The 19,091-nt window shown below is 64.9% G+C and carries 19 protein-coding genes; 11 read left to right on the top strand and 8 right to left on the bottom strand.

Translation table 11 applies throughout. The features are described from left to right. Positions 1-6: 6 nt before the first annotated feature. Genes ACUJ47_RS04265 through ACUJ47_RS04250 form a run of 4 tightly spaced genes read right to left on the bottom strand, consistent with a single transcriptional unit; the run spans position 7 to position 3,188 of the window. Entirely contained in the window at positions 7-696 is a 690-nt protein-coding gene (locus tag ACUJ47_RS04265) for a DUF2459 domain-containing protein (protein ID WP_445537203.1), read from the bottom strand. Next, positions 672-1,571, bottom strand: a complete 900-nt coding sequence (locus ACUJ47_RS04260) for a 50S ribosomal protein L11 methyltransferase (protein ID WP_445537202.1) — start codon at positions 1,569-1,571, stop codon at positions 672-674. Before ACUJ47_RS04260 ends, ACUJ47_RS04265 begins: the two co-directional genes overlap by 25 nt. Then, positions 1,568-2,488, bottom strand: a complete 921-nt coding sequence (gene bla, locus ACUJ47_RS04255) for a subclass B3 metallo-beta-lactamase (protein WP_445537201.1) — start codon at positions 2,486-2,488, stop codon at positions 1,568-1,570. Before bla ends, ACUJ47_RS04260 begins: the two co-directional genes overlap by 4 nt. Then, the gene (locus ACUJ47_RS04250) at positions 2,478-3,188 is read right to left on the bottom strand and encodes an SDR family NAD(P)-dependent oxidoreductase (protein ID WP_445537200.1); all 711 of its coding nucleotides are present in this window, start codon (positions 3,186-3,188) and stop codon (positions 2,478-2,480) included. Before ACUJ47_RS04250 ends, bla begins: the two co-directional genes overlap by 11 nt. Before the next feature lie 118 nt (positions 3,189-3,306). On the opposite strand from ACUJ47_RS04250, the gene sdhC reads away from it, so the two are divergent. The 4 genes from sdhC to ACUJ47_RS04230 are packed head-to-tail and all read left to right on the top strand — an operon-like array spanning position 3,307 to position 7,243. Then, positions 3,307-3,687: a succinate dehydrogenase, cytochrome b556 subunit gene (gene sdhC, locus ACUJ47_RS04245; protein WP_445537199.1), complete on the top strand. Its 381-nt coding sequence runs from the start codon at positions 3,307-3,309 to the stop codon at positions 3,685-3,687. 12 nt (positions 3,688-3,699) lie between these two features. Further along, positions 3,700-4,101, top strand: coding sequence for a succinate dehydrogenase, hydrophobic membrane anchor protein (sdhD, locus tag ACUJ47_RS04240; RefSeq protein ID WP_445537198.1), 402 nt, complete (start codon positions 3,700-3,702; stop codon positions 4,099-4,101). After that, positions 4,101-5,924: a succinate dehydrogenase flavoprotein subunit gene (sdhA, locus tag ACUJ47_RS04235; RefSeq protein WP_445537197.1), complete on the top strand. Its 1,824-nt coding sequence runs from the start codon at positions 4,101-4,103 to the stop codon at positions 5,922-5,924. The genes sdhD and sdhA overlap by 1 nt, the downstream gene beginning before the upstream one ends. Further along, entirely contained in the window at positions 5,924-7,243 is a 1,320-nt protein-coding gene (locus ACUJ47_RS04230; RefSeq protein WP_445537196.1) for a M20/M25/M40 family metallo-hydrolase, read from the top strand. Before sdhA ends, ACUJ47_RS04230 begins: the two co-directional genes overlap by 1 nt. 3 nt (positions 7,244-7,246) lie before the next feature. On the opposite strand, the gene ACUJ47_RS04225 is transcribed toward ACUJ47_RS04230, so the two are convergent. Further along, the gene (locus tag ACUJ47_RS04225) at positions 7,247-8,794 is read right to left on the bottom strand and encodes an esterase-like activity of phytase family protein (RefSeq protein ID WP_445537195.1); all 1,548 of its coding nucleotides are present in this window, start codon (positions 8,792-8,794) and stop codon (positions 7,247-7,249) included. A 133-nt stretch (positions 8,795-8,927) separates the two neighbouring features. On the opposite strand from ACUJ47_RS04225, the gene ACUJ47_RS04220 reads away from it, so the two are divergent. After that, positions 8,928-9,317, top strand: a complete 390-nt coding sequence (locus ACUJ47_RS04220; protein WP_445537194.1) for a BlaI/MecI/CopY family transcriptional regulator — start codon at positions 8,928-8,930, stop codon at positions 9,315-9,317. Then, positions 9,314-10,834, top strand: coding sequence for a M56 family metallopeptidase (locus ACUJ47_RS04215; RefSeq protein WP_445537193.1), 1,521 nt, complete (start codon positions 9,314-9,316; stop codon positions 10,832-10,834). The genes ACUJ47_RS04220 and ACUJ47_RS04215 overlap by 4 nt, the downstream gene beginning before the upstream one ends. A 95-nt stretch (positions 10,835-10,929) precedes the next feature. On the opposite strand, the gene ypfJ is transcribed toward ACUJ47_RS04215, so the two are convergent. Further along, positions 10,930-11,793 (bottom strand): KPN_02809 family neutral zinc metallopeptidase, encoded by an 864-nt coding sequence (ypfJ, locus tag ACUJ47_RS04210; RefSeq protein WP_445537192.1) that lies wholly within the window; start codon positions 11,791-11,793, stop codon positions 10,930-10,932. Between the two features lie 105 nt (positions 11,794-11,898). On the opposite strand from ypfJ, the gene ACUJ47_RS04205 reads away from it, so the two are divergent. From ACUJ47_RS04205 to ACUJ47_RS04185, 5 genes are all read left to right on the top strand, one after another. Then, positions 11,899-12,654: a 3-hydroxybutyrate dehydrogenase gene (locus ACUJ47_RS04205; RefSeq protein WP_445537191.1), complete on the top strand. Its 756-nt coding sequence runs from the start codon at positions 11,899-11,901 to the stop codon at positions 12,652-12,654. Continuing rightward, entirely contained in the window at positions 12,651-14,162 is a 1,512-nt protein-coding gene (locus tag ACUJ47_RS04200) for a M28 family peptidase (protein ID WP_445537190.1), read from the top strand. The genes ACUJ47_RS04205 and ACUJ47_RS04200 overlap by 4 nt, the downstream gene beginning before the upstream one ends. Positions 14,163-14,285: 123 nt before the next feature. Continuing rightward, positions 14,286-15,740: an IMP dehydrogenase gene (guaB, locus tag ACUJ47_RS04195; protein ID WP_445538855.1), complete on the top strand. Its 1,455-nt coding sequence runs from the start codon at positions 14,286-14,288 to the stop codon at positions 15,738-15,740. A gap of 18 nt (positions 15,741-15,758) precedes the next feature. Further along, positions 15,759-16,940: an RsmB/NOP family class I SAM-dependent RNA methyltransferase gene (locus ACUJ47_RS04190; protein WP_445537189.1), complete on the top strand. Its 1,182-nt coding sequence runs from the start codon at positions 15,759-15,761 to the stop codon at positions 16,938-16,940. A gap of 11 nt (positions 16,941-16,951) precedes the next feature. Then, positions 16,952-17,494 (top strand): tetratricopeptide repeat protein, encoded by a 543-nt coding sequence (locus ACUJ47_RS04185; RefSeq protein ID WP_445537188.1) that lies wholly within the window; start codon positions 16,952-16,954, stop codon positions 17,492-17,494. A gap of 9 nt (positions 17,495-17,503) precedes the next feature. Here the strand turns inward: ACUJ47_RS04185 and ACUJ47_RS04180 are convergent, their stop codons facing one another. Both ACUJ47_RS04180 and ACUJ47_RS04175 read right to left on the bottom strand, forming a co-directional pair. Beyond that, complete coding sequence (locus tag ACUJ47_RS04180; RefSeq protein ID WP_445537187.1) at positions 17,504-17,977, bottom strand: RNA pyrophosphohydrolase; 474 nt, start codon at positions 17,975-17,977, stop codon at positions 17,504-17,506. Beyond that, the gene (locus tag ACUJ47_RS04175; RefSeq protein ID WP_445537186.1) at positions 17,974-18,939 is read right to left on the bottom strand and encodes an alpha/beta hydrolase; all 966 of its coding nucleotides are present in this window, start codon (positions 18,937-18,939) and stop codon (positions 17,974-17,976) included. Before ACUJ47_RS04175 ends, ACUJ47_RS04180 begins: the two co-directional genes overlap by 4 nt. Between the last annotated feature and the right edge of the window lie 152 nt (positions 18,940-19,091).

The raw sequence follows: 19,091 nt of genomic DNA, 5'->3' as shown, positions 1-19,091 counted from the left end.
CGGCCCCTATCGGGGCTTTGGCACCCACTTCATGACTCCTCCGGCGAGCGGCGTCCACCATCCCGTCTTGATGCCTGCTTCGGCGAGAATGTTGCTGGTCCACTGGTTGCAGGTATTGCCGAGATTGTAGGCGCCCGGCGCGTCGTAGAAGGCGTCGTAAGCGGCATAGCCGGGATAGCTCGCGCGATTGGCCGGGAGCATGACCTGGCGCTCGATCGCGCGCACCAGCTGCGCATATTCCTCCGGGCGCACGATCAGCACGCGGTGATCGGGCGAAGGGGCAGGGCGCACGTAATGGCTGACGTGGAGCAGCGCCTCGCCGTCCCATGCCGCGCGCACCGCCGTCGAGAGTTTCAGGTCTCCCCAGGTGGGCGTGTTGAGGAACACTTCCTTTTCGCCCCAGCTCACCGAAACATGGGTGTAAGGCGAGTCGGGCGCAGCGAGATCGGCAGTGGGAAAGTCGGCGCGCCAGTCCTTCTGCGCGGTCACCAGCGGCATCACGATGGCGGTATGGACGCCATTGGTCTCGACCATGATCGCGATGCCCTGTTCGGGCTCGACCCAGCGCGTGTTGCGCGGGATCGACGAGCCGATCCAGGCGCTCAGGAAGAAGGTAATGACGAGCGCGATCAGCGCTGCCGAAGGCCAGACGACCCACCGCCGCGCGCGCGTCAGCCCCGGCGCTTGCGCAGCCACAGGATCGACCAGTCGCCATTGACGAGGCGGCGGGCAAGGCGAAACCCTGCGCGGCGATAGGCGCGGCGCACGCGCGCTTCCTGCGTTTCGAGCAGCCCGGCAAGCAGCAGGTTCCCGCCCGGCGTCACCGCCTTGCCGAAATCGGGCGCGAGTTCGACCAGCGGCCCGGCGAGGATATTGGCGATCAGCAAATCGTATGGCCCGCGCGCCTGCAGCAGCGGGTCTTCCATTCCGTCGGCCACCACCATTGTCAGTTGCCCTGCGGCAGCGCCCATCGGCATCGAATTGAGCGCGGCATTGTCTTCGACCACGCCGGTGCAGACTGGGTCGATATCCGAGGCGGTCGCCAGCGCGCGCGGCCACAGCGCGAGCGCGGCGAAGGCGAGCAGGCCGGTGCCGGTGCCGATATCGGCGATGTTGCGCGTCACCACTCCGCTGCGCTTCATCGCGTCGAGCATCGCGAGGCAACCAGCCGTGGTTTCGTGCTGGCCGGTGCCGAAGGCCTGGCTGGCCGGGATCGCGAAGCTGATCGCGTCCGGATCGGGCTCATACTCCGGCGTATGGACGTAAAATCGCCCGGCGCGGATCGGCTCGACGCCCTGCTGGCTCAGCACCAGCCAGTCCTGCTCGGGCAGCTTCTCGACGGTGATTTTGGGAGCCGTCCCAGCAAAGAGCGCGGCGACCGTGCTGACCTCCGCCTTGCTCGGCTTGTGCGAGTACCACGCCTCAAGCACCCAGTCGTTGGGGCGATCTTCCGCCACTTCGCGGCCCGACAGGACCACTTCGAAGTCCCAATCCTCGATCTCGTCATGCGCCAACAGTGCGTCCTGCACGACCGGCTTGGATGCGAAGGCCGAGAGTTTCCAGCTGCTCACTTAGCGGAGGCTTCCTTGGCAAGCCGGCCCTCCAGGCCTTTTGCCTTGGTGTCCGCATAGTCCGCGCACGATGTCCCACCGACAAAGGAACCGGTTTTCGCCCGCTCGATCATGTCGCTCGCCGAAGGATGCGGGGTCAGCAGCAGGTCGCAATTCGTCCCCGCCATACGGGCAATGCCCTTGCGAAACATGGCGACGTATTCGGGATGCTCGGTGAACTTGTAATCGTCCGCGCTGACCGGCGAAAGGCTATCGGCAAGCACGATGGTAACGCATCCTGCGCCGTCACAGCTTTCCCATTCCCAGCTCATCGCGCCGAGCGTGTGGCCGGGCGTGGCGAGCGCGGTGATCCGCGTCCCAGCGAGATTGAGAACCTCGCCATCCGCGGCAGCGCGAATTTCTCCGGCTACCGGCTTCATGGGTTCATGCAATCCTGCCTGTGGGTCACGCGGATCGTCTTTTCCAGTCCTAAGCACAGGTGCGGCGTCGGTTCCGGTATATACCGTTGCCCGGCTGAGCGCTTGCAGCCTTGCCAGCCCTCCGACGTGGTCGAAATGTTCATGGCTGGTGAGGATTGCCTTCACCGCGGAGATCGAATGTCCGAGCGCAGCGATATTGGCCTCGACCACTTGCGAACCCGGCTCAGTCCCGGTGTCGATCAGCACCAGCCCGTCGTCCGCGACGATCAGGATCGCGGCGATTCCGCAGGTGCCAACGTAATATGTGTTCGCATGGATCTGGAACGGCTTGGCCGGCTTGTCCCAATCGTCCCAGTCCTCGCATTCCGATCCAAAGCGGACGAGATCGCTTGCAGGCTGTGTAACGGCGACCTTCGCGGGGCTTTCGCTGGAAGCAACGCCTGCGTTACACCCGACAAGCGCTAGGGCGCAGGCGGCAAAAATAATCCTATCGTACATAACTTGCTCCATTGGCGTCGATTACGGCGCCAGTCATACTTTCAGGGGCATCGAGCGTGCAGAACTCAATGATTTTCGCTATCTCTCCAGGGCTGGCTACGCGGCCCAGCGGGATGTCGCGCAGCAGGTCCGGCCCGCCGCGGCTGGCGAGATAGTCGCCCGCCATCGCGGTATCGGTGAAGCCCGGAGTGATCGCGAAGCTGACGATCCGCTGCGCCGCATAGCCGCGGGCAATGGTCTTGTGCATCGCCAGCATCCCGCCCTTTGCCGCGGCATAGTGCCAGTGCTGGGGCGAATCGCCGCGGTATCCGGCGCGGCTCGCGACATGGACGATCCTTCCCGGGACGCCGCGCGCCTCCCAGTGGCGCACAGCCAACCGGCTGAGCTGCGCTGCCGAGGTCAAATTGATTCGCAGTGTTTCCTCCCAGCCATCGAGCCATTCGATGTCGGAGCTATCGAGTGGGGTCGCACGAAACAATCCGGCGTTGTTGACCAGTACATCGATCGTGCCGCCCGCGCGTTCGAGCGCCGCCTCCCACAGCGCTTGCGGGGCGGAAGGATCGGCAAAGTCGGCCGCGATCAGGCTGCCATCGCCTGTCCCGGTGGCCTGGCCGATCACGGTCGCGCCGCGCGATTCGAGTGCCTGCCGCGCCGCAGCGCCGATTCCCCGGCTCGATCCGGTGAGGAGTATGTGCGTCATGCCGCGCTCTATCCGAAACTTTGCAGGCGGTGTCGAGCCACACTGCTCCAAACCGACCTTGCACCTCGCGACGAGAGCGCTAAGGGGAGGGCTCACAAGAGCAAACGGACAAGTTAGCATGGCCAACCGACCGCTTTCACCGCACCTGCAGATCTGGAAATGGGGCCCGGCAATGCTGGTCTCGATCCTCCACCGCATCACCGGCGACGGGATGGCGCTGGTCGGCCTGTTCGTGCTGGTGTGGTGGCTGGGCGCGCTGGCGAGCGGTCCCGAATATTACGCTACCTTCAGCGAATTCATGGTCACGCCGATGGGCTATGTCGTGATGGTGGGCCTGAGCTGGGCGTTCTTCACCCATTTGATGAGCGGCCTCAGGCACTTCGTGCTCGACATTGGCGCGGGTTACGAGCTCAATTCGAACCGTTTCTGGTCGATCGCGTCGCCGCTGATCGCCATTGTCCTGACTGCGGGCTTCTGGGCCCTCATTCTTCAGCGCTGAGGATATTTAGCAATGGGTAACGGAACCTCCATCGGGAAGGTGCGCGGGCTCGGCTCGGCGCATGCAGGCGCGCACCACTGGCTGCTGCAGCGCTTCACCGCGATCGGCAATCTGGTGCTGATGATCTGGCTGATGGGCAGCATCCTGTGGCTGCCCGACCTTGGCTATGCCACCGTCAGCGAATGGCTGGCCGGGCCAATCCCCGCCACCGCCATGGTGCTGTTGATCGTCAGCAGCTTCTGGCACGCGCGGCTGGGGCTGCAGGTGCTGGTAGAAGACTATGTCCATAACGCAGGCACCAAATTCGGCGTGATCGCGCTGCTCAACCTCGCCACGATCGGCGGCGGCGCATTCGCCGTCTTCTCGGTCGTGCGTCTCGCCCTGTCCTCTGGCACCCTTGCAGGAGCCGCGTAATGGCTAACTTTTCAGCCTACAAGATCATCGATCACACCTATGACGTAGTGGTTGTGGGCGCGGGCGGCAGCGGCCTGCGCGCGACAATGGGCGCCGCCGAAGCGGGCCTCAAGACCGCCAACATTACCAAGGTCTTCCCGACCCGCAGCCACACAGTGGCGGCGCAGGGCGGCATTGCCGCTTCGCTGGGCAACAACACGCCCGATCACTGGACCTGGCACATGTACGACACCGTCAAGGGGTCGGATTGGCTGGGTGACCAGGACGCGATCGAATATCTCGCGCGCGAAGCCCCGGCGGCGGTTTACGAGCTCGAACATGCCGGCGTGCCGTTCAGCCGCAACGAAGACGGCACGATCTACCAGCGCCCCTTTGGCGGGCACATGCAGAACATGGGCGAAGGCCCGCCGGTGCAGCGCACCTGCGCCGCGGCCGACCGCACCGGCCACGCCATGCTCCATGCGCTGTACCAGCAGAGCCTGAAGTATGATGCAGACTTCTTCATCGAATATTTCGCGCTCGACCTGATCATGACGGGCGAAGGCGCCAATCGCCGCTGCGTCGGCGTGATCGCCATGTGCCTCGATGACGGGACGATCCATCGCTTCCGCGCACAGGCCGTAGTGCTGGCGACCGGCGGCTATGGCCGCTGCTATTACACCGCCACTTCGGCGCATACCTGCACCGGCGACGGCGGCGGGATGGTGCTGCGCGCGGGCCTGCCGCTGCAGGACATGGAATTCGTCCAGTTCCACCCGACCGGCATCTACGGCGCGGGCGTGCTCATCACCGAGGGTGCGCGCGGCGAAGGCGGCTATCTCACCAATAGCGAGGGCGAGCGCTTCATGGAGCGTTACGCGCCTTCCGCGAAGGACCTTGCCAGCCGCGACGTGGTTTCGCGCTCGATGGCGCTCGAAATGCGCGAAGGGCGCGGCGTGGGTCCGGAAAAGGACCACATCTACCTGCACCTCGACCATATCGATCCCAAGGTGCTGGCCGAGCGCCTGCCGGGTATCACCGAAAGCGGCAAGATCTTCGCGGGCGTCGACCTGACGCGCGAACCGCTGCCGGTGACGCCGACCGTGCATTACAACATGGGCGGCATCCCCTGTAACTATCACGGGCAGGTCGTGACCGTCGGCCCGGATGGCGATCCCGACCATGTCGTGCCCGGGCTCTATGCCGTGGGCGAAGCGGCCTGCGTCTCGGTCCATGGCGCGAACCGCCTTGGCTCGAACTCGCTGATCGACCTCGTGGTGTTCGGCCGCGCGACGGGCCTGCATCTCAAGGCCAATCTCACGCCGATGGCGAAGCAGGAAGAATTGCCCGCCGACAGCGCCGATTTCGCGCTCGGCAGGCTCGACCACTTCCGCAAGGCCGATGGCGGCTCGCCCACCGCGAAGGTGCGCGAGGAAATGCAGAAGACCATGCAGAAGCACGCTGCGGTGTTCCGCGACAGCGCGCTGATGTCCGAAGGCGTCAAGCTGCTGACCGAGACCAACAAGCGGATGCAGGACATCAAGGTGTTCGACCGCTCGCTGATCTGGAACAGCGACCTGATCGAAACGCTGGAGCTCGACAACCTCATGGCGCAGGCCTGCGTCACCATGGCCTCGGCCGAAAACCGCAAGGAAAGCCGCGGCGCGCATGCGCATGAGGACTTCCCCGATCGCGATGACGCCAACTGGATGAAGCACACCGTGGCGTGGTTCGACGGCTGGGGCGGCAATGGCGGCAATGTGAAGATCGCTTACCGCCCGGTGCATGAATACACGCTGACCGACGACATCGAATACATCAAGCCGAAGAAGCGGGTGTATTGATGCGGCTTTCGCGTTTGCCGCTGCTCGCTCTTGTCGCTGCGGCATTCGTCGCCACTCCCGCCGCAGCCCAACTGACCGAAACCGAACAGGCGATGGCCACCTCGGTCGAAGCGGGTTTCGAACAGGACGTCGCGCTGCTTGAGCGAATCGTGGTGCAGAACAGCGGCACGCATAATCATGATGGCGTGCGCAAGGTCGCACATATGCTGGCGCCCGAATTCGAGGCGCTCGGCTTCAAGGTCGAATGGATCGACCAGTCGGCTGCGGGCAGGGCAGGGCATTTGTTCGCCCGGCATGAAGGCAAGCCCGGCACCACCAAGATGCTGCTGATCGCGCATATGGATACGGTGTTCGAACCCGATTCCGGTTTCGAAGGCTTCGTGCGCGAAGGCGACATCGCGATCGGCCCCGGCGTGGGCGACGACAAGGGCGGGATCGTGGTGATCCTTGCGGCGCTGCGCGCGATGAAGGCCGCAGGCACGCTGGCCGATGCGAATATCGTCGTGGCGCTGACAGGCGACGAGGAAGAGGCGGGCAATCCCGTCGACCTCGCTCGGGCCGACCTCGTCAAGGCGGCCGAATGGGCCGATGTCGCGCTCGATTTCGAAGGGCTTTCGCGCATGGACGGGCGCGACATGGGGGTGATCGCGCGCCGTTCGGCCAATAACTGGACGTTGCGCGTGACCGCCGCTTCCGGCCACAGCTCGGGCATTTTCGGCGAAGGGGTGAGCTATGGCGCGATCTACGAGCTGGCGCGCATCCTTGACCGGTTCCGGCAGGAATTGCCTGAGGAAAATTTGACCTTCAATGTCGGTGTCGCCGCGGGCGGTACCCCTGCCGAGATATCGGATGACGGGCTTTCGGTGGGCGCCGTGGGCAAGACCAACATCATCCCCTCCTCGGCAGTGGCGCGCGGCGATTTGCGCACCATCTCGATCGAGCAGACCGACCGGATCGCCGCTGCGATGCAGGCGATCGTCGATGACAACCTGCCGGGAACCGATGCGACGATCGAGTTCGCCTTCCGCTATCCGCCGATGCCGCCGACGGACGGCAATCTGGCTCTGTTCGACAAGCTCAATGCGGTGAGCATCGACATGGGGCTGGGCGAGATGGGCATTTATCCGCCCGCGGGCCGCGGTGCGGGCGACATCAATTTCGTCGCGCACCTGGCTGACGGCATTGCCGGGCTCGGCCCGGGCGGAACGCGCTCGCACGCACCGGGCGAAACGATCAACCTGCCGACGCTCACGCGCCAGGCCCAGCGGGCCGCAGTGTTGATGAGCAGGCTGGCGACGGAACCGGTCGCGCGCGACTAGGCGCTATTCGGGAGCGGTTGCCGCTTCGGCGCGGCGGGCGCCGATAATCTTCACCGGTTCGGCCAGCATCTGCCCCTTGAGGAAACCCTCGCCCTTGGCCGGATCGATCTGCGTGGCGTGGATTGCATGGACCACGTCCATTCCGCCGATCACATAGCCGAACACGGCGAAGCCGGGGCGCTGCTCCGGGTCATCGGCGCTGGGCTGCGCGTCGAGCCCGTGCTGGTTGCGGATCATGATCGAGAAGTCGCCCGTCGCCGTTCCCGGCGCGAAGCGCGCCATCGACAGCGCGCCATCGGTGTGAGTCAGCCCGGTTTCGCTGGTCGATTCATGCGCGATCGGGGGCAGGATGCGGTCGGGCTGGTTCTGCGCGCCGCATTGCACGAAGCCTGATGGCTGCTCGCCGCCTGTCACCCGCATGGCGCGATAACAGGCAGCGCCTGCAAAGCGGCCTTCGTCGACATAGCGCAGGAAATTCGCTGCGGTAATCGGCGCGCGCTCTGTCTCCAGTGCGATGGTGATGTCGCCCATCGTGGTTTGCAGGATGACATTGGTGGTGGCGTAGACCTTTTCGGGAACGCCGGGAGTGGCGGCGGCGCGCGCGCTCACTTCGAATTTCATCACCAGCGTGCGCTGTGCGCTCGAGAAATTGTCGTCCGAAACGAGGTAGAGATAGGTGCGCTTGCCTTCCTCGCGCACGGCAAGGCCTTCGAAATTGTCGATGGTGAGCGGCTGCGTCCAGCTCGCCAGAGTCTCGCGATTACCGTCGGGCCCTATCGCGACGATCGCCACGCCATTGCCCGCCTCGCGCGAATAGCTGCGGAACAGCACATAGCACACGCCATTGCTGGCGCAGTCGGCATCGGTTGGCGCGCCGCCCAGCGTATCGAGCGGGGCGGGTGGGGCGATGTCGAGGCTTTCGAGCCCGGACCCTGTATCGCGCAGGCAATTGGGCTTCTGCGCGCCTGCCCATTCGCCGCAAGCAAGCGGTAGGCCATCAACTGTGGTGGCGAGCGTTTCCAGCCCGCCATTGGACTCGGCGCCATCGACGAGGCCGACAATGGGGGTATCGACCGGCTGTGCCGGCTGGTCGAGCGCGGTATAGCGCCAGATGCGATGGTCGCGCTCGAACGCGACCAGCCATTCGCCCGAAGGGGTGCGCGCGATGGCCTCGGCATCGGCGCTGTCCTTGCGCCTTGGCCGCTTGCCCTCGGTGTCGAGCAGGGGGCCGGTTTCCAGTTCGAGGATGTCGGTCAGCCGGTCGCCGAATTCGCGCGTCGTCATCACCAGCCAGCGCCCGTCATCCATCACCGCGTAGAGCTTGCCGTCCGACCATTCGAGCCCCGAAATGCCACCGATCTTCTCCTCGCCCGGCTCGAGCTCGATCCCGCCGCGATAGGTCAGTTCGCCGATTGTCTCGTTTGCCGGATCGGTGAGGTCGAACGCGACAGTGACCGTTTGCGGCATGATCGGCTCGCTCGCCAGCGAAGGAATGCAGATCAGAGCCAGGGCAGCGGCGAGGGCGGCAAGCGGAGCGAATTTATATGTCATTCGTCCATCGTGAAATGTCGTTCGACGAGAAGCAAGCCATATGAACGCCCGTTCATAAGGGCTTCATGTTTACAGCCGTAGTCGATGTGACTACAGATGTAATCAACGGCGTGAACGCCCGTGGGAGGATTCCTTGGCCGAGAGTGACGACAACAGGCCCGAACGCATCAGCGATGCCGAGCATGCGGTGATGGAAGTGCTGTGGGCGAAGAGCCCGCTCACTGCTGCCGAAGTGTGCGACGAGGTATGTGCCGAGCGTGGGTGGAGCCTCGCCACGGTCAAGACGCTGCTGGGCCGGTTGGTGCAGAAGCAGGCGATCGCCGCCGCGCCCGATGGCCGCCGCTATCTCTATTCCCCGCTGATCGCGCGCGCCGAATATGTCGGTGGTGAGAGCCGCCGCCTGGTCGAGCGCCTGTTCGGCGGGCGCGCCGCACCTTTGTTCGCCCACCTGGCCGAACAGGAAGCGCTGACCGAAGACGACCTCGCTGAAATCGAAGTCTTGCTGAAGGAGCTGCGGCAATGACGGACTGGCTGCTCGATACGCTGATCTGGACCGCCGCGCTGATCGCGCTGGTGCTAGTCATTCGCCGCCCAGTGGCGCGCTGCTTCGGTGCGCAGGCCGCCTATGCGCTGTGGGCGCTGCCGCTGCTGCGGCTGGCGCTGCCCCCGCTGACCCTGCCTGCGTGGATGGCCCCGGTTGAACCGGTCGCGCCCGTCGCTGCGGCTTCGGAAACGATGTTCATCGTGGTCGAACCCGCAATGGCCGCGGAAGCTGCGCCGATGTTCCCCTTCACATTGGTTGAAGTGGTGCTCGCAGCCTGGCTGGCCGGGGCACTGACCTTCCTGTTCCTGCGCTTCCGCGCCTATCGCGAGATGCGGCAGGACATGCTGGCCGAAGCGCGCGACGTCGGCCGAGCGGGCAAGGTGCGGCTGGTTGAAACCCCTTCCACCAGCGCGCCCCTTGCCTTTGGCGTGATCGACAAGGTGGTGGCGCTGCCGGTGGGTTTCCTCGCCAGCTGGGACCGCGAAGCGCGCGATCTCGCGCTCGAGCACGAACTGGCGCACCATCGCGGGCATGATTTGCTGATCAACATGGCGGTGCAGCCGCTGTTCGCACTCCACTGGTTCAACCCGCTGGGCCATCTTGGCTGGATGGCGCTGCGGCGCGACCAGGAGGCGGCTTGCGATGCGCGCGTGGTTTCCGCCGCCGAACCGGAAATCCTAGCAACCTATGCCCGCGTGATCGCCAGCTTCGCAGCCGGTCCCAATGTCGCGCTGGCTGCGCCCATGGCCTGTCCGGTGCTGGGTGAAAAATCCATAATCCATCGTTTGAGGAGCCTGAAAATGAACAATCACTCGCAGCGCCGCCGCCTGGCGGGTCGCGGCCTGCTTGCAGCGGCGCTGGTCGCACTGCCGCTGACTGCCACGGTCACCTATGCTGAAAGCATGCAGGACGCGCCGGAAGCCCCCGCCGCGCCGACCCCGCCCACTCCGCCGACGGCTCCCACGCCGCCGACCCCGCCTGAACCGCCCGTGGCGCCGGAAGCTCCGGAACATGCGGTGAAGACCTTCGTGATCAAGCGCGAGATGGTGCAGGAGCATGAAGGCCATGCTGACGGCCATGAGCCGAAGGAAGTCCGCAAGATCCGGATCGTCCGCAATGGCGAGGAAGTTTCCGACGCTGAAATGAAGGAAATGATGGCCGAGATGCGCCGCGACCTCGCCGAAGCCAATAAGGACATCGACGAAGCGATGCGCGAGCAGCATCTCATCATCAAGGAAATGAAGGACGGCAAGCATCCGGTCCGCGTCGAGATGAAGTGCGACGGCAAGGGCCCCGCCAGCGAATGGACCGGCGAAGACGGCAAGAAGGTGGTGATGGTCTGCAAGAGCGAGATCATGGCCAGCGCCATCAGCGGCCTGCGTTCCGCTCGCGACGAAATCGCCGGCAACAAGGAAATGCCGGAAGACGTGCGCAAGGAAGTGCTCAAGGAACTCGATGCGCAGATCAAGGAATGGGAAAAGCGCAAGAAGGGCTGATCGCTCTTTGCGATAGACCCGGAATGGCGGCGAAGGGGTGACCCTTCGCCGCCTTTTCTATTCGGCCGACGCTCCGTCTGGTCTTGCAAGCGACATCAGGCGAAATAGCGGTCGCACACCGCATCGTCGCCGCTCTCCATCCCGGTGCGCAGTGCATCCATGCGTTGCGCGCTCGAGCCATGGGTGAAACTTTCCGGGTTGATCATTTGCCCGGCGCTGCGCTGCAGCGTGTCGTCGCCGATAGCGCTGGCGGCGCGCAGCCCCTCTTCCATGTCGCCCGGCTCGATCAGCGCACGGTTCTTGCCCGCCCAGACGCCTGCATAGCAATCCGCCTGCAATTCCATTCGCACCTGCAGGTCGTTTGCCCGCTGCGGATTTTGCTGCTGCGCCTTGCGCACCTGATCGGCCAGGCCGGTCAGGTTCTGGATGTGGTGGCCATATTCATGCGCGATCACATAATAGCGGGCGAAATCGCCGCGATCGCCCGCCATGCGTGCAAGCGTGTCGTAGAAGCTGGTGTCGATATAGATGCCCAGGTCGGCGGGACAGTAGAACGGCCCGGCAGCCGAGCTGGCGCTGCCGCAGCCCTGCGTGTTCACACCGCCGCTATAGAGTGTGAGGACAGGATCGGTGAAGGCGATGCCGGCGCGCTGGAAGGCAGGCCCCCATGTCTGGTTGAGCGATTGAAGGGCGTTGCAGGCTTCCACCGCATAGGGGCCCTGCGAGCAAACCTGTTCCTCGCTCATCGCGCTATGTTCCCCGGTTGCGGGCGCGCCCTGCTGGGCGTCTTGGATTGTTCCGATGGTCTGCATCGGATCCGCACCGAAAACGAAATAGGCGATCGCTGCGAGTAGCAGCGTACCGAGCCCGATTCCGCCGCCGCGACCGCCGGGAAACCCGCTGCCGTCTCTGCCCGATCGCACGCGGATATTGTCGGTGTCGTATTTGCGCAGCTTCATCGAATCGCTCCCTTCGCTACCGGTCCGGCCTATGTTAACGCTGGACAGGCACGCGGGTCACGGCAAAGCTGGTCCGCGATTCGTCGGATTATTCAGGAGAACCCCATGTTCCTTCAGGGAAAGCGCGCACTGGTGACCGGCTCGACCTCTGGCATCGGGCTTGCCATTGCGCGTGCGCTCAGTGCTGAAGGCGCGGAAGTCATCCTCAACGGCTTTGGCGATGCAGGCGAAATTGCTGCGCTTTGCGACGAATTGGGCGCGACCCATTCCTCCGCCAATTTGCTCGATGTGGCCGAGATCGAAGCGATGATGGCGGAACCGGGTGTGGTCGACATCCTGGTCAACAATGCCGGGATGCAGCATGTCTCGCCGGTCGAGGATTTCCCGATCGACAAATGGAACGCGATCATCGGCCTCAACCTCACGGCTGCATTCCACACCACGCGGCTTGCAGTGCCGGGTATGAAGGCGCGCGGCTGGGGGCGGATCATCAACACTGCCAGCGCCCATTCGAAGACGGCTTCGCCCTTCAAGAGCGCATACAACGCCAGCAAGCACGGCATCGACGGCTTCACCAAGACGATCGCGCTCGAACTGGCGCAGACCGGCGTCACTGCCAATTGCATCAGCCCTGGCTATGTCTGGACCCCGCTGATCGAAGGGCAGATCCCCGACACGATGAAGGCGCGCGGCTTGACCCGCGAGCAGGTAATCAACGACGTGCTTCTGGCAAAGCAGCCGACTAAGAAATTCGTCCAACCCGACGAGGTTGGCGCGCTGGCTGCGTTCTTGTGCCGCGAGGAAGCCGGCAACGTCACCGGCGCGAACTGGAGCATAGACGGAGGGTGGACCGCCGAGTGAGCGAAACGGGGGTGACAGGGGCAGGCACGCGGGCGATGCGCTTCATGGTGCAGGCCCTGTTGCTGGCCCCGTTGCTGGCACTTTCGGCCTGCGTCACCGCGCCCGTCGACAGTCGCATCAAGGATTCCGAATTCGTCGCGCTCGAAGCTCGCTTCACGCAGCATATCGACATACTGGCGAGCGAGGAATTCGGCGGTCGCCGCCCCGGCACGATCGGCGAGACCAGGACGCTCGACTATTTGCGCAGCGAATTCGAACGCGCAGGTTTCGTATCGGGAACCAATGATCCCGCGCACCCGTGGAACGCGCCGGTCGTGCTTGCCAGCGTGGCTGGCGGTGAAAGCCGGATCGAGTTCCAGATCGGTCGGCGAAAGGTCGAGCTTGAGGCGGAGGAAGCCGCGGCCTTCACAAACCGCCGCCGCGGGCTGATCGAACAGGGCGAACTTGCCTTTGTCGGCTTTGGCGGCGGAAACTTGGGCCAGGATCTTGTGCGTGGCCGCGTGGCCGTGTTCCTGGCTGGCGAGCCACAGGCAGCGGCGGAAACGCGCAGGAAATTGCTCGAACGCGGGGCGGTGGCAGTCATGGCCGTGCTGAGCGACGGTTCGAGAATCGAACGCATGCGCGCGCAGCGATCGCGCGAGCGGCTGGAACTCGCGATGGATGCCGACGACCAGTTGTCGCTGTTCGTGACCGAGGCAGGAATGGCGCGGGCGCTGGGCGCCAAGGCATGGGAAGAGCTGCTCGCGGCGGCGAATGCGAAAAGCGGCTTTTCCGCGGTGAAGCTCAACGCGCGTATCACGGTAGAGGCCACGGCACAGCGGCGCGAAGTGCCCTCGCACAATTTCATCGCGCGCCTGCCCGGCACGAACCCCGATGCGGGCGCGATCCTGCTGCTGGCACATTGGGACCATTTCGGCACTTGCGGGCCCGAGGATGCGGCGGACCGGCTGTGCAATGGCGCGGTCGATAATGCCAGCGGGCTGGCGCTGATGATCGAATTGGGCAAGCGGCTCGCCAAGGGCCCGCCGCTCGGGCGCGACATCTATGTGCTGGGCACGACCGCCGAGGAATGGGGCCTGCTTGGCGCGCGGGCCTTTGCCGAAGAGCCGCCGATTCCGCTCGAAAGCATCGTTGCGGCGTTCAATTTCGACACGGTGGCGATCGGGCCGCGCGGCAGTGCGGTGGGCTTCATCGGCGAGGGGCGTACCGCGCTTGACGAGGTGGTCCGCCAGGCTGTCGCCGATGCCGGGCGCGAACTGGTGCCGCGAGAGCGGGCCGAGCCTTTCCTCCAGCGGCAGGACGGCTGGGCGCTGCTGCAGCGCGACGTACCCGCTGTCTTGGTGTCCAACGCATTTGGCGACGAGGAGCGGTTCCGCGCCTTCATGTCGAGCACATACCACCAGGCCTCGGACGAGCCGGGCAAGCTCGAGCTGGGCGGGGCAGTCGACGACCTGTTCTTGCACGAGATGCTGATCCGGCGGCTGGCCGATCCCAAGCAATATCCCTGAAGCAAATGCTGCGGCGCGAAAAAGCGCACTTCCCCCTCTAGCGGCTGCCGCCAAGTGCGGTTACATGGGCCGCCACGAATCTCCCGGACCCTGCGGGGCGGGACCAGTATGAAAGTGGCGCTTATGGATATCCCCCTCGGCCTAACATTCGACGACGTATTGCTGCGTCCGGCCGAAAGCGATGTCTTGCCGAGCATGGCCAACACCGCGACGCGGCTGACGCGCGAGATCGCGCTCAACATCCCTGTGTTGTCGGCGGCGATGGACACGGTGACCGAAGCCGACATGGCGATCGCCATGGCGCAGCTGGGCGGGATCGGCGTGCTTCACCGCAACCTCGACATTGCCGAGCAATGCGCCGCGGTGCGCCAGGTAAAGCGCTTCGAAAGCGGCATGGTGGTCAATCCGATCACAATCCATCCCGAAGCGACGCTGGGCGAAGCGCAGCTGCTGATGACGCAGAACCGCATCAGCGGCATTCCCGTGACCGATAATGACGGCAAGCTGGTGGGCATCCTGACCAATCGCGACGTGCGCTTTGCGGAAAACCCGCTGCAGCCGGTGCGCGAGCTGATGACGACGGACAACCTCGCCACCGTGCCGCTTGGCACGAGCCAGGAGGATGCGCGCCGCCTGCTGCACCAGCGCCGGATCGAGAAGCTGCTGGTGGTGGACGATGCCTATCGCTGCATCGGGCTGATCACGGTGAAGGACATCGAAAAGGCGGTGACCTATCCCAATGCAACCAAGGATGCTGCCGGTCGGCTGCGCGTCGCGGCGGCGACCACCGTGGGCGACAAGGGCTTCGCCCGCACCGAAGCGCTGGTCGATGCCGAAGTCGACGTGGTGGTGATCGACACTGCACATGGCCACAACATGGACGTGGCGCGCGCGGTCGAACGTGCCAAGAAGCTCTCGAATTCGGTGCAGGTGATTGCAGGCAATGTGGCTACTGCCGAGGCGACACGCGCGCTGATCGATGCCGGTGCAGACGCGGTGAAAGTGGGCATCGGCCCCGGCTCGATCTGCACCACGCGCGTAGTAGCGGGCGTGGGTGTGCCGCAGCTCACTGCGATCATGGAAAGCGCCGCAGAGGCCGCCAAATCGGGCGTGCCGGTGATCGCCGATGGCGGGCTGCGCACTTCGGGCGATGCCGCCAAGGCGCTTGCCGCCGGGGCTTCGACCGTGATGATCGGTTCGATGCTGGCCGGTACTGCAGAAAGCCCGGGCGAAACCTTCCTGTACCAGGGGCGCAGCTACAAGGCCTATCGCGGCATGGGCAGCGTGGGCGCGATGGCGCGCGGCAGTGCCGACCGCTATTTCCAGCAGGACGTTTCGGCGCTCAAGCTGGTGCCCGAGGGGATCGAAGGCCAGGTGCCGTTCAAGGGCCCGGCTTCGGTGGTGATCCACCAGCTCGTCGGAGGCATTAAGGCGGCGATGGGCTACACCGGATCGGCCACGATCGCCGACCTGCAGGAGCGTGCGAAGTTCGTCCGCATCACCAATGCGGGCCTCTCGGAAAGCCATGTGCATGACGTGGCGATCACGCGCGAAGCGCCGAACTATCCTTCTCGCTGATTCCGTGACGGTCGGGCCATGACTCCAGCTGCGCGGGTCCAGGCCGCGATCGAACTGCTCGATGCGGTGATCGGTGCGGCGAAGCGCGAAGGTGCGCCGACGGACCGGCTGATCGCCGATTGGGCGCGGGAAAACCGCTATGCCGGTTCGAAAGATCGCCGCGCGGTGCGCGAGCTGGTCTATGCCGCCATTCGGGCCTGCGGGCCGGTGCCGCAAAGCGGGCGTGCCGTGATGCTGCGGCTTGTACAGGACGATCCTTCGCTGGCTTGCTGCTTCGACGGCTCGCAATATGGTCCCGCCGCAATCGGCGCGGGCGAAGAGCCAGCGGCGGCAGGCGTCGCCCCGGAATGGCTGATGGAGCGCTTCGCCGCTTCGGGTGTGTCGGAAAGCGAAGCGCGGGCGCTGATGGGACGTGCACCGCTCGACATCCGGGTCAACACGCTCAAGGCCGATCGCGCGACCATCGAACTGCCCGAAGCGGGCGAGGAACTCGCCGCCCCGCAAGCTCTGCGCTTCGAAAGCGGCACGCAGGTCGAACAATGGCCCGCCTGGCGCGACGGGCTGGTCGAAGTGCAGGACCATGGCAGCCAGCTTGCCTGCCTCGCATTGGGGGCGAGGCCCGGCGAAACCGTGATCGATTTGTGCGCAGGGGCAGGGGGCAAGACTCTGGGTCTGGCCGCTGCGATGGAAAACGCCGGGCGGCTCCTCGCCTGCGATATCGACCGCTCGCGCCTTTCGCGCCTTGCTCCGCGCGCCGAACGGGCAGGGGCAGGGATGATCGAAACCCGCCTGCTCGATCCGGGCCGTGAGAGCGACGCACTGGCCGATATTGCGGGCACGGTCGACGCGGTGCTGGTTGATGCGCCATGCTCCGGCACGGGCACATGGCGCCGCAAGCCTGAGGCTAAATGGCGACTCACCCCCGACCGCCTTGCGCGTTTCGCGGCCACGCAGGATCACCTGCTCGACCTTGCAACCACGCTTGTGCATCCCGGCGGACGGATTCTCTTCATCACCTGTTCGCTGCTCGATGACGAAGGCGCGGACCGCATCGAGGCTTTCCTCACCCGTCACAAGCAATGGAAAGCGCAGGAGATTTCGCTCCCGCTCGGCCGCCCGCACAGGCAAGGGATCCGCCTCAGCCCGTCTCACGACGGCACGGACGGGTTTTTTGTCGCCATGCTGGGTTCAGCATGTTAGCCATATCGATTATGGCTGAGCCTTCACTCAACCGGATGGATGTCTCGAAGGAACTGATCATGCGTTTTGCGCCCGCCGCTGCCGCCCTGTCCCTGGCTCTCGCGATTACCGCGAGCATGGGCCATGCGGGTGACAGGTTGCCCGATCCGCGCGCAGCCGCGATGATCGAACAGGGCCGCGCCGCGTTGACGCAGGGCGATGTGCAGGGCGCGGTTGACGCGTTCGAAGCTGCACTGGCGCTCGATCCGGGGCATACGCCGGTGTTCCTTGAGCTTGCCAAGGCCGCTCGCGCCGAAGGGATGCAGGGCAAGGCGATCCGTTATTACCGCGAGGCGCTGGCGCGCGATCCGGGCAATCTCGCCGCGATTTCGGGCGAGGGGCAGGCGATGGTGGAAAAGGGCGCGCTGGAAAAGGCCAAGCTCAACCTCGCGCAGATCGAGACGATCTGCGGTGCCGGCTGCCCTGAGGCGGTACAATTGCAATCCACCATCCGGCAGGGCGCGCAGCGGCGCGTGGCTTCGAGCGAAGCCGAAACCGCCGCCAAGCCGAACTGATCCCGATTTTCAGATAAGCGAACGAAACTCGCGCACGACCGCGCGATAGACTTCGCGCTTGAACGGCACGATCAGGTCGGGAAGCCGCTCGGCATCGACCCATTGCCAGCTGTGGAATTCGGGCGGGTCGTGCGCTTCGAGGTTCACATCCTCGTCATTGCCCTTGTAGCGCCCCAGGAACCAGTGTTGTTCCTGCCCGCGATATTTGCCGCCCCACAACTTGCCGATCAGGTCTTCCGGCAAGTCGTACCGAAGCGGTTCGTGGGTGCGCGCGATGATGTCGACCAGATGCGCGCCGATCCCGGTTTCCTCTTCGAGCTCGCGTAGCGCGGCTTCAGCGACGTCTTCGCCCGGGTCGATCCCGCCTTGCGGCATCTGCCACGCGCCAAGGTGCTGCGAGTCGATCCGCTGGCCGACGAAGACCATCCCCTGCCGGTTGGCGAGCATGAAACCGGCGCAGGGCCGGTAACCCAGTTCGCTCATGCTGCGTTCGCTTCCGTGGCGCGGCCCAGCATCAGCTTCATCGCTGCGATCACGCGTTCGAGGTCGGCCTGCGTTCCGGGCACTGCCTGCCGCAAATTGGTGAAGCTGTGGGTCACGCCTTTCATCTCGAGGAAGACGTGGTCGACCCCGGCCTTGGACAGCGCCGCGCCATAGTCGCGCCCCGAGTCGCGGATCGGGTCGAGCGAAGCGGTGACGAGGACGGTGGGCGGAGTGCCCTCGTGCCGGCCAAGGATCGGCATGGCGCGCGGGTCATTGCGATTCGGCGCATAGGCTGCGTCGAAGAATTCGATCGCGGCCTTGGTCAGGATATAGCCTTCGGCAAACTCGTCGAGGCTGAACGAGCCGAACGAGTCGCTTGCCAGCGGGAACAGCGGCACCTGCAGCACCACCGGCGCGGCAGCGGGATTGGACGCGAGCGCCTGCGTCACGACGATGGTGGCGTTGCCGCCTGCGCTGTCGCCGATGTTGATGATGCCGGTGGCCTTGCGCCCCAGCGCTTCGGGCGAGGACGCGACCCAGCGCGCCGCCGCTTCGCAATCGTCGACCGCAGCGGGGAAGACATGTTCGGGTGCGAGGCGATAGTCGACCGCCACGAGGGGCAGGTCCATCTGCCAGGCGATCTCCGTGCAGAGATTGTGATGCGTGTCGAGGTCGCCGATCACGAAGCCCCCGCCATGGTAGAACACGATCACCGGACCCGGTTCGCGCGCTTCGCGCGAGTCGTACAGCCGCAGCGGGATTTCGCCTGCAGGGCCGGGGCAGGAGAGATTGCGGATCGCCGCCAGTTCGCGCGCCGGGCGGTCAGCCATGCCGTGCAGCGCGATGTAGCTGGCGCGCGCTTCCTCAAGCGTCATATCGGCCAGCGCCGGGCCGCCGATAGCCGCCATCGCATCGATGAATGCCTTCACATCGGGGCGGACATAGGGTGTTTCGGTGGCCATTTGGGGTATTCTCCTCTCGTTCTTTTCGACAGGTTAGTGTCGGGCCACCTCCATTTCCACTCGACATTTGTGACTAGAGGAGAAAAACTTCATTGCGGGAGCAGGAGCCGCGCAATAGGTGGCCTCCAGCAATGGAAAGGCGTCTTGTCCGA

The organism is Altererythrobacter sp. Z27 (assembly GCF_052683155.1).
Note: the sequence above shows the minus strand (reverse complement) of the source record. Positions and strands in the feature narration are given on the sequence as shown.